This window comes from Methylosinus sp. Ce-a6, assembly GCF_009811655.1.
Taxonomy (GTDB): Bacteria; Pseudomonadota; Alphaproteobacteria; order Rhizobiales; family Beijerinckiaceae; genus Methylosinus.
Genome location: NZ_BGJX01000011.1, coordinates 73413 through 88305 on the forward strand (window position 1 = coordinate 73413; position 14893 = coordinate 88305).

A 14893-nucleotide genomic window follows, 5' to 3' on the forward strand; every position below is an offset into this window, starting at 1 on the left:
CGGCGATGAAACGCTTCCTTCTTCTGTTCCCGAATCTCTCCGCCGTCATCGCGAGCGCAGCGAAGCGATCCAGAGTCATGGGGCGGCTCCTAGATCGCTTCGTCGCTCTCCTCGCGATGACGGGCGCGCGCGTCGTGCTTCTCCTTCTCGCCTGTCTCTCCATCTCCGCGCCGCTGCGCGCCGAGCCCGCATACTTCGATCAATTGCGCCGCGCCGATGGCGCGCGAATCGTGCCCGACAAATTCCTGCGCAGCTATGATCCCATCACCATTTTCTTCGATCGCGACGCCGGCCCCAAGGCCGGCGGGCCGGAGGACGCGCATGAGAAATTCGTGAAGCTCTCCGGCGAGCCCGCCGGCGAATGGCGCTGGATCGGCGCGCGCGCGCTGCAATTTCGCCCCGCTGAACCATGGAAGCCGCTTCAGCGCGTCGATGTAGAAGCGGGTGCGGCGGCGACGCGGCTCGTCGCGCTGCTGCCGACGCCCGCCTCCACCAATCCGACGGAAGGCGCCGATCCGATCGCCGATCTCGAGCAGATCACGCTCACTTTCCCCGAGCCCGTCGACATCGCAGCGCTCACGCGCCTGCTGACCATCGAATTGCGTCCGGCGCCTGGAATATCGCCGCTCGGCGGTCAGCTTCTGACGCCGAAGGATTACGATATTCGTCCGCTGGAGCGCGCCGATCGCAACGCCGCGCAGAGCGTCGCCATACGCCTGCGCGAGAGCTTGCGCGACGGACGCGTCGCTATATTGCGCTTGAAGCTCGCCGACGAGCCGGGCCTCGACGACGAGATTTTCGAATTGCGCGCGCGCTCCGCCGCGCCTTTCGCCGTGACCGAGGCGAGCTGCGGCCGCGGCTGGAGCGACGACAAGCAGGACGGCGTGCTGCGTTGCGCCTTCGGCTATGCCGTCGCGGCGTCGTCTGTTTCTTCTTCCGAGGGAGAGGAGGAGTCTGCGCCCGTCTCCAATTATCAGCCCGCCAATCGCCGCCGCCTGACGCTGACCTTCACCGAGCAGCCCGACGAAGTCGACATTTTGCGCGCGCGAGAGGCGCTGCGCATCTCGCCGCCGCTCGATGATCTCTCTGTCGAGATCGACCGCAAGCGGCTCGATGTCTATGGCAAGTTTCTTTCCGATCGCATCTATGAGCTCGTCCTCGCGCCGGGCGCGTTGCGCGACATTCGCAAACGCGCGCTCGCCTCGCGTTTTTCGCTGCGTTTCGCTTTCGATCGCGACAAACCTGCGCTCGCATGGGATGCGGCGCAGGGATTGGTCGAGCGCTTCGGCCCGCAATTGCTGCCGCTGCGCGGACGCGGCTATGATCGCGCCGATATTCGCATTCACGCGATCGATCCGCTGGCGCGCGACTTCTGGCCTTTCCCCAAGAGCGGCGTCGAGACGGATGACGCCGCCGCGCCGCCGCTGCCCGGCAATGAGCCCGCGCATTGGGGCGAGACGGATGCGCCCGAGGCCGCGGCGATCGCCGAGCGCATAAAGGCGCTGGGGTCGCCGACCGTTTCCGCGCTTCTCGATCTGCCGATCCGCCGCAATGGCGCCGACGCCAAATTCGGCCTCGATCTGTCGAGCCAATTCGCCAAGATCGCCGGCGCCGGACAGCCGGGAACCTATCTCGTCGGCCTGCGCGCCGTGGACGAGAAGAAGCGCCATTGGCTGCGCGCGCAAGTGACCGATCTCTCACTCAGCGCGATCGAGGAGCGCGCGCGCGTGCGTTTTACCGTCACCTCGCTCTCCACCGCGCAGCCGGCAGCCGGCGCGGAGGTGCGGCTCGAGGGGGTGAAGGGCGAGAAATTCGTCACGCTCGCGCGTGGGATCACCGACAATGCCGGCTTCTTTGTTTTCGACCCCGGCAAGCGCGCGGAAGCCGATGTGCGCCGCATCGTCGTGACCAAAGGTCTCGACACGCTCGTGATCGACGCCAATGATGGCCCTTCCGAATATGCGCGCGAGAATTGGACGAAGCCCGACGGCGCCTGGCTCGCCTGGACCGCCGATCCGGAAGCGCCGCGCAAAGAGGAGCCGCGCACGCTCTGCCACGTCTTCGCCGAGCGGCCGATCTACCGGCCCGAGGAGGCCGTGCACATAAAGGGCTTCGTGCGCGCCTATCGCGACGGCGCGTTGAGCATTGCAAAAAAAGGCGGAACGCTCGTCGTTTCCGGCCCGAGCAATCAGGAGTGGCGCATTCCGGTGAAGCTCGACGCTTCGGGAAGCTTCTATCACAAATTCGACGCGCAGACGCCGGCGACGGGCGAATATTCGCTGCGCTTCGAGCCCGACGGCGCGCAGCCCAAGAAGAGCGACGCAAAAAGCGAGGACACAGAGGCGGCGAATGAGAACACCGACGCAGAAGGCGAGGCGCAGACTGTCTCTTGCGGACAGTTTCCGTTCAAGAAGGAGGCCTACGGCCTGCCCAGTTTCGAAGTGGCGCTGAACGCGCCGCAGATCGTTCCGCTCGACGGCGAGTTCAATGTCGATCTCGTCGCGCGCTATTTCGCCGGCGGACTGGTCTCGGAACGGCCGGTGAAATGGCGCGCCGTGCAATTTCCGCATATGTTCCAGCCGCCGGGACGCGAGGGTTTTCTGTTCTCGACCGACGCGCGCTTCTCCGGCGAAGGCAAGTTCAAATCCTCGCCCGTGCTGGAGCGCGACGCGCGCACCGACGCCGGCGGCGCCTCGCGCATGACATTCGACACGACGATCGAGCCGACCGCGCAGCCGCGCCGCTATTCGATCGAGGCGACCGTCACCGGCGACGACGGCGTGGAAGTCCGCAATGTGCACAATGTCATCGCCGTGCCTCCCTTCGTGCTCGGTGTGAAGCTTCCGCGTTATGTCGAGCGGCCGGGCGCCGTCACGCCGGAGTTTCTCGCGCTCGACGGCAAGGGCGAGACGGTCGAAGGCCTCTTCGTCACCATGCGCTTCATCAAGCGCAATTGGGTCTCGACGCTGCAGGCCTCCGATTTCGCGCAAGGCGCGGCGAAATATGTGACGCAAGTGATCGAGGAGACGATCGTCGAGCGCAAGCTGACGAGCGGCAAAGAGGCGCGAGGAATAGAGCTCGAGGCGCGCGAGGCCGGCGTCTATGTCGTGCAATTGGAGGCCTATGATCGCATCGGCCGGCGCCAGCAAATGAGCGTCGATTTCTTCGTCGGCGGCAATACGCCGGTCACTTTCCAGCGTCCGCCGGCCTCGACCGCGACGATCACGACCGACAAGCAATCCTATGCGCCCGGCGAGACGGCGACGCTCATCATTCAATCGCCGTTCCAGAACGCCAAGGCGCTCGTTATCGTCGAGCAGCCCAATGGCGTGTTCGATTATCAGTTCATCGACATCGCCAATGGCTTCGGGCGCTATGCGCTCGACCTTCGCAAGGAGCAGACGCCGAAGCTCGCCGTGCATTTCCTCATCATGCGCGGTCGCTTGAAGGACAGCGCGCCGGCGCCCGCCTCCAATATCGATCAGGGCAAGCCGGTGACGATCGCCGCGACCAAATGGATCGAGGTGACGCCGGTCGAGAACATCGTGACGGCGAAGCTCGATTATCCGGCGAAGGCGCGTCCGGGGCAGGAGGTCGAGGTCACGCTGCGCCTCTCCGACCATCTCGGCAAGCCGCTTTCCGGCGAAGCGACTTTCTGGATGGTGGATCAGGCGGTGCTGTCGCTCGCGAAAGAGCGGCCGCTCGATCCGCTGCCGGATTTCATCGTCGAGCGCGGGACGAAGCTCGCCGCGCGCGACACGCGCAATCTCGCCTTCGGCAAGATACCTCTCGAAGAGATCCCGGGCGGCGACGCCGGGCTCGACGAATGGGGCGCGGAAACAAATGTCAGCGTGCGCAAGAATTTCACGCCCGTGCCGATCTATCTGCCGAGCGTGAAGATCGGCGCCGACGGGCTCGCCAAGATCAAGATGAAGCTCCCCGACACGCTCACTGTCTTCAAGCTGCGCGCCAAGGCGGTGAGCGGCGCCGATCGTTTCGGCTATGCGACGGGCGAGATGCTCATTCGTCAGGAGCTCGTCGCGCAGCCCGTGCTGCCGCGCTTTTTGCGGCCGGGCGACGAGCTCGATGTGTCTGTCATAGCCCGCATCGTCGAGGGGCCGGGCGGCGGCGGCAGAGCGTCGATCGCCGCCGAAGGCTTGTCGCTCGCGAGCAATGCGCCGCAAGGTTTCTCATGGTCCGCGAACAAACCAGCGCGCATAGATGTCGCCGCGAGCGTGCCGGAGCCCGCGCCCGGAAAGGAGAGCGTGAAGCTGAATTTCCGCGTGGAGCGCGACGTCGACCGCGCGCGCGACGCGGTGGAGATCGAATTGCCGATCCGGCCCGATCGTCTCCCAGTGCGGCGCTACGAGATCGTCGAGATCGGGCCGGGCGAAAGCAAGACGCTCGCCGCAGCGAGCGACGAGGCGCGGCCCGGATCGTTCAGGCGTGACGTGACGCTCGCCGGCGATCCTGCGCTCGTCAAGCTGATCGCCGGTCTGAATGCGCTCGTCGAATATCCCTACGGCTGCACGGAGCAACGCTTGTCGCTCGCGCGCGCGGCGCTGGCGCTGAAGAGCTTCACGCCCATTCTCTCGGCGGCGGGGCTCGAGAATCGTCTCGCCAGCGACCTGCGCAACACGATCCGCGCGATCGATCAATCGATCGACGCCGACGGGCTCGTCGCCTTCTGGCCGCGCTCGCGCGGCAATGTGTCGCTGACCGCCTGGGCCTACTCCTTCCTCGCGAGCGCGGAGCGCGCCGGTGAGCCGATCGACAGACCGCTCGCCGATCGGCTCGCCAATGTGTTGAAGCTGTCGCTGCGCTCCGATTATCCGCGCCTGCTCTCTGGCGAGGAATTGCGTGAGCGCGTCGAGGCGCTGATCGCGCTCGCCGAAGGCGGCAAGCTCGACGAATCCTATGTCGCCGAGCTTTCGCGCCACGCCGATTTCATGCCGAACGCCAGCGTGGCGGAACTGACGCGCGCCGCCGCGCGGGCGCGGGCGGGCGATCGGCGCATCGTCGATTCGCTGCTCGATTCGCTGTGGAGCCGCGTGAAGATCCTCTCGCGCAATGGCGCGCAATATTATGCCGGCCAGGCGGCGGATGGCGGCAATCCGGCGATCCTGCCCTCCGAGACGCGCGCGCTCGCGGAGATGGTTCGCGCCGTCGCGGTCGCTTCGCCTTCGGACCCGCGCGCCGGCCTGTTGCGCGACGCGCTGCTGCGACTGGGCGAAGGCGACGGCTGGGGCTCGACCAACGCCACCGCGGCGGCGATCGACGCGCTCGCGGAAATTTGGCGGCGTCCGCAATCGCCCCTGCCTGTCGCGTTCTCGCAAGACGGCGCGGGCGAGGAGACGGCGACGCTCGACGCGAACGCGCCGTTGCTGCGCAAGACGAGCGACGCGCCCTCGGCGTTCACCATCGCGAATAGAGGAACGGCGCCGATCGTCGCGCTCGTCGAGACGCGCTATGAGCCGAAGGAGAGCGGCGCGAGGGCCGCGCCGGTGAGCGAAAGTTTCGCTCTGACGCGCGACATTCTTCGCGTGGGCAAAGCGGATGCGCCGCAGGAGAAAGTCGCGGCGGAGAATGGCGTCGTGAAGCTCGCTCTCGGCGATGTGATCGAGGAGACGGCGGAGCTCGTCAATCCGCAGGATCGCACACATGTGGCGATCTCGCTGCCGTTGCCGGCGGGCTTCGAGCCTTTAAATCCCAATCTCGCGACGGCGCCCGCCGAGGCGCGGCCGTCCTTCGCGCCGACGCTCGCGCCGACCAGCGTCTCCTTCGGCGACGATCGCATGTTCTACGCCTACGATCAATTGCCCAAGGGAACTTATCGTTTCGCTTTCCGCGCCAAGGCGCAGACGGCGGGCGCCTTCACCGAGCCGCCGGGTGTCGTCGAGACGATGTATAAGAAAGGCGTGCAGGCGCAGAGCGCCGGCAAGCGCGTGGAAATCACGAAATGACGAAGGTTCGCGAATTCCTTCTCCCGCTCTGCGGGAGAAGGTGGCCCTCGCGTCAGCGAGGGTCGGATGAGGGCTCTGACGGCTCCACGGACCCTCATCCGATCTCGCTTCGCGAAACCACCTTCTCCCGCAGGCGGGAGAAGGGATGCGCGCTCGGAAAGATTTCGTATGTCGTCGTCGCGCTGAGCATTGCGTCGCTTCTCCCTTCCGCTTTTTTCTTCGCCGACGCCGCTCTCTCCCGCGCCATTCTCACCGCCCCGCGACCCACTCCCATCGTCTATGATCGCAACGGCGCCTTTCTCACGCAGATCGGCGCGCGCGACGCGGCGCGGATCGATTATGGCTATTGGCCGTTGCGCGACGTTCCGCCGCGCGTCGCGCTAATGACGCTCGCGCTCGAGGATCGGCGTTTCGCCTCGCATCCGGGCGTCGATATTCGCGCCGTGCTGCGCGCCGCTTGGCGCAATGTCACGCGGCCCGGGCGGCGCGAGGGCGCCTCCACCATCGCCATGCAGGCAGCGCGGATGCAAAATCCCGCGCCGCGCGGCTTTGCCGCCAAGATCATGGAGGCCGCGACGGCGCTGGCGCTCGTCGCGCGCCATGGCCATGAGGCGGTTCTCGCGCATTATCTGCGCCTCGCGCCCTATGGCAATGGCGGCCATGGGATCGCGCACGCCGCGCGCTTTTATTTCGACAAGCCTCTCGAAGATCTCTCCCTCGCCGAGATCGCTCTGCTCGCGGCGGTTCCGCAATCGCCCGGCCGGATGAATCTCTTTCATGAGAGCGGTCTCGCGCAGGCCCGCGCGCGCGCCGCGCGCGCGCTCGCCTTTCTCGCGCGCGAAAAACTCGCCCCGCCGGAGCAGATCGCGCTGGCGACGAAGCAGCTCGCGACGCTGCGGCCCGCCGGCGCCGCGCGGCGGCCGGACGCGCTGCATCTCGCATTGCGTTACGAGCAGCTCGCGCGCGAAGGGCTCGTGGCGGCGGCTTCTCCTCATGATCCGCGCATCGGCGCGACGATCGATCTCGCGCTGCAGGAGAAGCTCGCGCAGCTTTCGCGGCGTTATCTCTCGCTCTGGCGTTCGGCCGGCGCGCGGCAGGTGGCGTTGATGGCGGTGGAGCGCGGCACGGGCGCCGTGCTCGCCGATATCGGCTCCTCCGACTATCGCGACCGGCGGGACGGCGCGATCGATTTCACGCGCGCATCGCGCTCGCCGGGCTCGACGCTGAAGCCCTTCGTCTATGCGCTCGCCTTCGAGCGCGGCGCGCTCCAATCGACGGATCTTCTCGCCGATGTTCCGGAAGGCGCCTCCGGCGTCAGCAACGCCGATGGAGTCTTTCTCGGGCCCATGCCGCCGCGTCAGGCGCTCGCCAATTCGCGCAATGTGCCGGCGACCAATCTGCTGCGCCGCGTCGGGCTCGAGGCCAATTTCCAATTTCTGCACGAGCTCGGCCTGCACGACCTCGAGGCGCCGGCGGAGTCCTTGGGGCTTTCCATGGCGATCGGCGCATTGCCGACGCGGCTCGAACATCTGGTGCGCGCCTATGGCGCGCTCGCCGAAGACGGCGTGCTGTCCGATCTCGTCTTTGCGAAAGAGCAGACGCGGCGCCGCTCCATTCGCGTGATGTCGAGCGACACGGCGCAACTCGTCACCTCCATGCTCGCCGATCCGCTCGCGCGCCTGCCGAGCTTTCCACGCTATGGCCCGCTCGAATATCCTTTCGCCGTCGCGGTGAAGACCGGCACCTCGCAGGCCTATCGCGACGCCTGGACCATCGCCTTCTCGCGCAAGGCGATCGTCGGCGTATGGATCGGCCGCGGCGACGCCGGCCCGATGAACAGGCTGAGCGGCGCTTCGTCCAGCGCGCGTCTCGCTCATGCGGCGCTGACGCTCATTCATGGCGCGAAGCCCGGCGAGATCGTGCAGGAGGCCTTCCCGCCGCCGCAGGGCCGCGTTCCGGTGGAAATGTGCCTCGCCGGCGGACGCGGCGACGGGCGCTGCGGCGAGACGCTCGTCGAATGGGCGAAGCCGGAGACGGCGCCGCCGACGCGCGTCGCGCTCGCCGGCGCATCGCGGCCGACGCCGCCAGAGGCGACAATGGAGCTCGCGGTCGCGACGCCCGAGCATCGAACGCATATATGGCGCAATCCCGAGCAGCCGGCGGCGCTGAACAGGCTGGCCTTGCGCGCAAATGCGCCGGCTTCGGTGGAGCAGATTCTCTGGGTCGTCGACGGCGAGCCTTTTCTGCTGGCCGACGCCGACAAGCCCGTCTTCTGGCCCATGCAGCCGGGAACGCACCGCATTCAGGCGCGGCTACCGCTGCGGCCCGGCGCCTCGCGCGTCGTCGAGGTGACGATCGAGTGATACGGTTTCCGTGCGAGACGGTTTCCGTGTGAATGCATTCCGCATGGTCGTCATTGCGAGGAGCGGAGCGACGAAGCAATCCAGGGGCCGCCCCACGGCCCTGGATTGCTTCGCTTCGCTCGCAATGACGGCCTGCACGGTCATCGCTTCGTCGAGCGACGCGATCACGCCGAAACGGCATGAAAAGCAGCAGTCGTTGCGAGCTTCGCTCGCAACGACGTTGCGCAAAGCCGCGTCGACGCCGGTCGCGTCGTCAGCGCAGCGGCAGATGCGAGAGGCGGAAGAAGGCGGAGACGAGCTTCACCATGAAGCCGACGAAACCCGAGCCGCCATAGAGCCCGTCCTTGTTGAGCTGCACATAGACATAGGCGGGCCGCCGCGATCGATTGGTCAATTCGCAAACGAGCACGCCTTCCCGCGCGCGCACGGATTCGAATAAAATTCGCGTCGCGGCGACGAACTCGCGCAGCCGCCCGCGCAGATCGGGCTTCGCTGCGGCGGCCGCCGGCGCGTCGCCGAGCTGCGACGGGGCAGTGTCCTCGTCATCTGGATGGCACTGGCTCGTCGGGCGCAGCTTGGAGTCGATATTCGCCGTCGCGGCGATGACATTGCCGAGCGCGAAATCGCGGCTCTCGCCGGGCTCCAGCCTTTCGCACCACACCATGGTGCGGCCGGAGAGGCAGAGGATCGCCTGGCCGCTCGCATTCTCCAGCTCCTCCGTGCGATAGACATAAGGCGCGCGCGCCCAGCTCATGGTCGCCGCATCGCAGGGAACGGAGCGGATCGCCACCTCGGCGGAAGAGCAGAGATAGGCGGGTTGAAGAAACTTCAACGCGGGCGCGCCTTCGCGCGCGAGCTCGGCGAGGTCGATCTTCTCGACGACCTTGCCGTCGCCGGCGGAGAGCAAGATCTGCCGCTGCTCGCCGAGCGTCGTGACGCGGTTCAGCCGCACATCGCCGCCGCCGCAGAAAATCTGCAGAAAGGCGCGGCCTTCATTGGCGAAGAAGGAGCGCGGCGGCATCTCGTGCGGGCTCTGGCGCGGGATCGTCTTGACGCCGGGCCAGCGGCAGACGGAACGATTCGGACGATCGAAAAAGGCCGTGTTCGGCCCGAGCGTGACGACGAGCCCTTCCTGCCCCTCGAGCAGGCGAAAATCGCTCTCGCCTTCCGCGAGCGTCAGACGATCGCGGCTGAAGAAGGGGTTGCGCGTGATCGTGCGCAGGCCGAGGTCGAGGAAAAAGGTCGGCGATAGATACATGAGAAAATCCCCTTGGCGAGCGCCGCCGGACGCGCCGGCGAGAGCGTTGCGTCAGAAGAAGCGAACCCGAGTATGGATAGAGCCGATGACGATGGGATCAAGCTTCGGCGACGACCTTCGCGGCCGAGCTTCAGTATCCCGTCATTTCGAGATAACCTTCGCCCCTCTGCGAGCCGGAAAAGGAGATCGGCCCTTCGAAATAGCCGACGCTCGTTCCCATGAAGCTCTGCGAATTGAGCGGTTTCGTGTCTATGTCGAGATGAAGGCTCGAAACGCGCAGGCGCCAGCGCGTCGGCAGCAGGCGGCCGGCGACGAGGCTCTCTTCGAGCGGCTCGAGCGATATGTCGTCGCGCGCGAGCGCGCGCGTCGCGCCGTCTGCGCCGATGAAGCTGCCGGCGTGAAAGGGAGGCGCCTTGTCGCTGCGCAGGCGAAACAGCATGAGCGCGGCGCCATTGTCGAGATGCAGCGAGAACCAGTCCCAGCCCTTCTGGTCTCCCGCGAGCGGTCGGCTGCTCCATTCATGGTCCATCCAGGCGCGGCCTGTCACCTTGCGCTCGACGCCGTCGATCGCGAGCGCGCCTTCGACGGAGTAGAAGGGCTGGCTGTAGTAATAGGAGGCCTGTCCGCTCTCGGCCTTGCGGCTGAAACCCGCTTCGCCATGCAGCGCCAGCGGCTTCTCGGCGGCGAGCGCGAGGCGGTAGCGAAAGCGAGGGCCAAAGGCCGCGATCTCGCCGCCGGAGAGATTCGCTCGCGCGGCGGTAAAGCTCCAGTCGTCGATGAAGGCGCGGAACGGCGCGGTCTCGACGCCAGCCTGTCCGACGCCGCCGCGCGCGTGCGTCTCGGCGAAGAGATGCAGGCTCTCCGTCGTCACCGCGGCATGGGCGACGAAGGCTTGCGGATCGTCCCAGCCTTCGCCTTCGCGCGGCGCGCGCGCATGGCGGAACAAGGTCCATTGCGCGCCATAGGCGCGGCCCGACTCGTCTTTCAGATTGGCGGTGAGATACCACCATTCGATGCGAAATTCGGGATGCGCGCCATGATCGCGCGGAAACACGAGGGCGTGGCCCGGCGCGGGCTCGGCGAAGCCCTGCGCCTCGTCGCCGAGGCCGGCGAATCCGGCGGCGCGCGCTTGCGGCGCGGCGCAGAGCGAAAGCATGAGCAGAAGGCCGAAAAATCGCTCAGCGTTCATTGGCGAAGACCGCGAGCAGCGACGCCGGCGCGATGCGCGCGAGGCGGCGAATGGGCAGGAGCGCGGCCAAACCCGCGGTGACGAGCGCCAGCGCGAAGACTTCGAGCCATTGCGACGGAAACATATGAAAGGGCAAGCGCCAGCCGAAGGCGCGCACATTGACGACGGCGACGAGATCATAAGCGAGCGCGAGGCCGAGCGGCACGGAAACGAGCGCCGTCGCCGCCGCGAAGAGGGTGACGCGCGCGAATTCGAACCAAGAGAGGCTGCGACGCGAGACGCCGGCGGCCCAGAGCGGCGCGAGCTGCGCCACGCGCGCGGCGGCGAGAGTCGTGAGGCTCGCGAAGAGCGCGATGGCCGAGACGACGAGCGTCAGCGCGTCCAGCGCGGCGGTGACGGCGAAGGTGCGCTCGAATATGGTCATCGATCGTTCCTTCAGCGCCGCCTGATCGATGATGCGCGCGATCCCCGCGCCGAATTGCGCCTGTAGCGCGAGCATGATGTCGGGCGCGTCCTCGGGCCGCGCGCGCAGCATGTAGTCGAGGCGGCGCGCATCCGGCCAGCGCGCCGACAGCGCCGCGCGATCGACGCGCGCCCCACCTTTGGCGGCGCCGTAATCGGGATAGATGCCGACGATCTCGAGCCGCCAATCGCCGCTCGGCGTCGGCAGATCGAGCGACGAGCCGAGCGAAAGCGCGAGGCGGCGCGCGAGCTGCTCGCTGACGAGCGCGCCGTCGCCGCGCGCGACGCGATCCCAAGCGTCGGCGCGCGACTCCAGAGGGAAATGCCCGCTGAACGTCTCGTGCGGCGGCGCGCCGATGACGTCGACAGGCCAGGACCGAAGCGTCGTCTTCACCTTGCAGAGCGGCAGGACGGCGGCGACGTCCTCGCGGGAGGCGAGCCATGTCTCGATGCGCCGCGCCTCTTTCTCGCTCGCGGCTTCGAAATAGATCTCGGCGACGAGGCGCTCGTCCAGCCATTGCGCGAAAGTGCGGCGGAAGCCCTCGACCATGGAGCCGACGCCGATATTGGTCGAGAGCGCGAGCAGCAGCGCCATCAGCGCCAGCGACAGGCCGGGGAGCTGCTGCAGCGCATCGGCGAAGAACCATTTGGCGAGCGGTCCGCGCGCGCGCGCCTCGCCGAGCCGCAGCAGAGCGGCGAGCGCCAGGGGCAAAGCGAGCGCCGCGCCGAGCAGCAGTGCCGCCATGGAGACGAAGCCCGCCTCGAGCCCGTCGCCGAAGAGAAGCGCCGCTGCGGCGGCCGCGAGCGCCAGCGCCGCGAGCGCCGCTTGGCGGGATAGCCAATGGCGTTGCGTCTCGCGCCAGGCGAAAGGCTGCGCAATGGCGAGCACGGGCAGGCGCAATGTCTTGACGAGGCTGCTCGCGGCGGCGACGGCGGCGCCGATGAGCGCCATGCCGATTCCGGACGCCCACCAGTTGGGCGCGAGGCCGAGACGGCCGTCGAGCTCGGCGCCATAGAGGCCCTCGAGGCTCGCGGCCATGTCCGGCAGCAGGGCGGCGGCGACGAGATAGCCGCCGATCATTCCCGCCGCGCCCGCGAGAAGCGCGAGCAGCACGAGCTCCGCGACGAGCGCGCAAGCGAGCGCGCGCAGCGACGCGCCGATCGCGCGCAGAGTGCGCATGATGGGCAGGCGCTGCTCGAAGGCGAGGCCGAAAGAGGCGTGCGCGATGAAGAGGCCGACGACATAGGCGAGAAGGCCGAAGGCGGTGAGATTGAGATGGAAACTGTCGGTGAGCCTGGCGAGCTCCGGCGCCTCGTCCGCTTCGACGCGGCGCAGAGCGTCGCCGGCGAGGCTTGCCAGCGGCGTCGCGTTCGCCGCCGGCTCCTCGGCGAGGAGGAGGCGCGACAAACGCCCCGGGCGATGCAGCAGGCGTTGCGCGACGCCTATGTCCACGACGATCACGCCCGGCGCGAGATTTTTTTCGATCGCGAGCGGCGGCAGCCTGTCCGCGTCGCCGAGCGTCGGCGCCGCGCCCTCGCCGAGGCCCAGAGCGCGCAAGGTCTGCGGCGCGACGAGCGCGCGGCCGGGCGGGCCGAGGAATTGCTCGAGGCTCTCGCCCTCCGGCAGCTCGTCGCGCGAATTTTTCGGCAGCGTCAGCGGCTCGACGCCGAGCAGGCGATAGGATTTGTCGCCGAGGCGGATCATTCCCTCGAGAAGCGGCGAGACCTTCCAGCCCGCGCGTCGCAGCGCGACGAACATCTCCTGCGAGAATGATCCGCCATTGGTCGCGACGAGGCCGGGCGCGGCGCCGATTCCGAGCGCGTTGGCCGCGCGATCATAGCTGCGGCGCGCCTGATCGTTCAGCGCCGCGACGCCGCTCCAAAGAGCGGTGGCGACGGCGAGCCCGACGAAGAGCGCGGCGAGCTGGCCGGGGCGCCGGCGCCAATGGCTCGTGAGAGCGGCGAGAGCGTAGAGAAACTGCGTCATGGCGCGACGAGCCTTCCGGCGACGAGCCGCGCGCGGCGATCGAGCCTTCCGGCGAGCCGCGCGCTATGGGTGACCATCAGCACCGCCGCGCCCGCCGTCGCGGAGAGCTCGAGCAGAAGGTCGAGCACGGCGTCGCCGGTCGCCTCGTCCAGATTGCCGGTCGGCTCGTCGGCGAGCAGCAGCCGCGGGCGCGGCGCCAGCGCCCGGCCGACCGCGACGCGCTGCTGCTGGCCGCCCGACAATTGCTCCGGATAGCGGTCGAGCAGATGTTCGAGGCCGAGGCGCTGCGCGAGCCTGTCGCTCCAAGCGGGGTCATGGCGCCCGACGAGCCGCGCCTGCAGAGAGAGATTGTCGCCGACGGTGAGGCTCGGCACGAGATTGAACTGCTGGAACACGACGCCGAGCGTGCGACGGCGCAGCGCGGCGCGGCCCTCGTCATCGAGCGCCGTCGTCTCGCGGCCGTCGATGTGGATCGAGCCGTCGTCGGCGCTGTCGAGCCCGGCGACGAGATGCAGCAGCGTGCTCTTGCCGCTGCCCGATTCGCCCATCAGCGCGAGGCTCGTCCCGGCGTCGAGCGCGAGGTCGACGCCGCGCAGCACGGGCAGCGCCCCTTGCGGCCCGGGGTAGGATTTGGAAAGGCGCGAAACACGCAGCAGAGATTGCGCTCCCTCATTTCGGATCGAAGTGGAATTGGACTCCGCGCGGATGGCCATAGGGCGGCGCGGGAAAAGGCGCGGCGTGGCGCACGGCGGCGAGCGCGGCGCTGTCGAGCTCCGGAAAACCGCTCGAGCGATAGACCGCCTGATGGGTGAGATGTCCCGATTCGTCGATGTAGAACACGACGACGCCGTGATTGGGCGTCGTCTTGTTGCGCAGAGACGGCGGCACATGCATATGCCGCATGATGAGCCCGAACAGAATGGAAAGATAGGTGGTCTTCGCCGTGCCGCCGCTGACCGGAGCGGGCTTGGAGGAGCCGCCGAGCTTGAAATCCGGCAGCGGCGCGAGCGAGGCGAGCTGATCGGCGACGGATTTGGGCTTGGGCTCGGGCGAGGCCTTTATGTCGAGCTCTCCCCGCAGCGCGTCGAGCCGCGCCTCCTTCTGCTCTTCCGCATGTTCGACGATTTCGGCGTCGGGCTTGTCTTCGTCGGCTTTCGGCGTCGCGGGGCTCGGCGCGGCCTTGGCGGCCTGCTGCATCTGCGGATCGGCGGACTTCTCCGGCGAGGGCTTGGCGGCGCGCTGCTCATTGGGCGCATCACGGCGCTGCGCCTTCGTCTCCTGATCCGGCGCGTCGCGCTCGACCGTCTCCTGATTCGACGCGCGCGGCGCGTCGAAGGCCGGCTTGTCGTCATCGACGAATTTCCGCGGCGGCGGGGGCTCCTGCTTCTGCTTTTCTTCGGGCTCGGGCTGGGGCTCGGGCTGCTCGGGCTCGGGTCGAGGCTGCTCCTCGGGCGGCCGCGGCTGCGGCGCCTCGGCGACCACCTCCAGCGGAATCTCCTGCTCCTGCGGCGAATTTTCGTTCGTCGGCAGCAATTGCTCGAGCAGGAAAGCCGCCACGATGAGGATATGCGCCAGAACCGACAGGATAATGGGCGCGAGCGGGCGCTTCGCGGACGCCTCGTTTTCGGGCGGCGCTATCGCACGTTCGGCCGGGTCCGCTCTGAAGCTCAT

The 14893-nt window shown here is 67.9% G+C and carries 7 protein-coding genes; 2 read left to right on the top strand and 5 right to left on the bottom strand.

Going from position 1 to position 14893, the window contains the following annotated elements:
* Nucleotides 1-5 precede the first annotated feature (5 nt).
* Together Mspo_RS09500 and Mspo_RS09505 are read left to right on the top strand one after the other, a co-directional pair.
* Nucleotides 6-5963, top strand: a complete 5958-nt coding sequence (locus tag Mspo_RS09500) for an MG2 domain-containing protein (protein ID WP_159729120.1) — start codon at nucleotides 6-8, stop codon at nucleotides 5961-5963.
* Nucleotides 5960-8326 carry a transglycosylase domain-containing protein gene (locus tag Mspo_RS09505; RefSeq protein WP_244613280.1) on the top strand — a complete coding sequence of 789 codons (2367 nt, stop codon included), beginning with the start codon at nucleotides 5960-5962 and terminating at the stop codon, nucleotides 8324-8326. Before Mspo_RS09500 ends, Mspo_RS09505 begins: the two co-directional genes overlap by 4 nt.
* 253 nt (nucleotides 8327-8579) lie before the next feature.
* Here the strand turns inward: Mspo_RS09505 and Mspo_RS09510 are convergent, their stop codons facing one another.
* The 5 genes from Mspo_RS09510 to Mspo_RS09530 all read right to left on the bottom strand — a co-directional run bounded on the left by Mspo_RS09510 (nucleotide 8580) and on the right by Mspo_RS09530 (nucleotide 14893).
* On the bottom strand, nucleotides 8580-9584 hold the full coding sequence (locus tag Mspo_RS09510) for a hypothetical protein (protein ID WP_159729122.1): 1005 nt from the start codon (nucleotides 9582-9584) through the stop codon (nucleotides 8580-8582).
* 130 nt (nucleotides 9585-9714) lie between these two features.
* Entirely contained in the window at nucleotides 9715-10773 is a 1059-nt protein-coding gene (locus tag Mspo_RS09515) for a lipocalin-like domain-containing protein (RefSeq protein WP_159729124.1), read from the bottom strand.
* Complete coding sequence (locus tag Mspo_RS09520) at nucleotides 10763-13222, bottom strand: FtsX-like permease family protein (protein ID WP_159729126.1); 2460 nt, start codon at nucleotides 13220-13222, stop codon at nucleotides 10763-10765. The genes Mspo_RS09515 and Mspo_RS09520 overlap by 11 nt, the downstream gene beginning before the upstream one ends.
* On the bottom strand, nucleotides 13219-13935 hold the full coding sequence (locus Mspo_RS09525; protein ID WP_159729128.1) for an ABC transporter ATP-binding protein: 717 nt from the start codon (nucleotides 13933-13935) through the stop codon (nucleotides 13219-13221). Before Mspo_RS09525 ends, Mspo_RS09520 begins: the two co-directional genes overlap by 4 nt.
* The gene (locus tag Mspo_RS09530) at nucleotides 13892-14893 is read right to left on the bottom strand and encodes a TonB family protein (protein WP_159729130.1); all 1002 of its coding nucleotides are present in this window, start codon (nucleotides 14891-14893) and stop codon (nucleotides 13892-13894) included. Before Mspo_RS09530 ends, Mspo_RS09525 begins: the two co-directional genes overlap by 44 nt.

Bases quoted from the DNA above. Each gene is read 5' to 3' on its own strand.
- Mspo_RS09520 (WP_159729126.1), bottom strand. From the start codon at position 13,222: ATGACGCAGTTTCTCTACGCTCTCGCCGCTCTCACGAGCCATTGGCGC.
- Mspo_RS09510 (WP_159729122.1), bottom strand. From the start codon at position 9,584: ATGTATCTATCGCCGACCTTTTTCCTCGACCTCGGCCTGCGCACGATC.
- Mspo_RS09515 (WP_159729124.1), bottom strand. From the start codon at position 10,773: ATGAACGCTGAGCGATTTTTCGGCCTTCTGCTCATGCTTTCGCTCTGC.
- Mspo_RS09525 (WP_159729128.1), bottom strand. From the start codon at position 13,935: ATGGCCATCCGCGCGGAGTCCAATTCCACTTCGATCCGAAATGAGGGA.
- Mspo_RS09530 (WP_159729130.1), bottom strand. From the start codon at position 14,893: ATGAGCTTCAGAGCGGACCCGGCCGAACGTGCGATAGCGCCGCCCGAA.
- Mspo_RS09505 (WP_244613280.1), top strand. From the start codon at position 5,960: ATGACGAAGGTTCGCGAATTCCTTCTCCCGCTCTGCGGGAGAAGGTGG.
- Mspo_RS09500 (WP_159729120.1), top strand. From the start codon at position 6: ATGAAACGCTTCCTTCTTCTGTTCCCGAATCTCTCCGCCGTCATCGCG.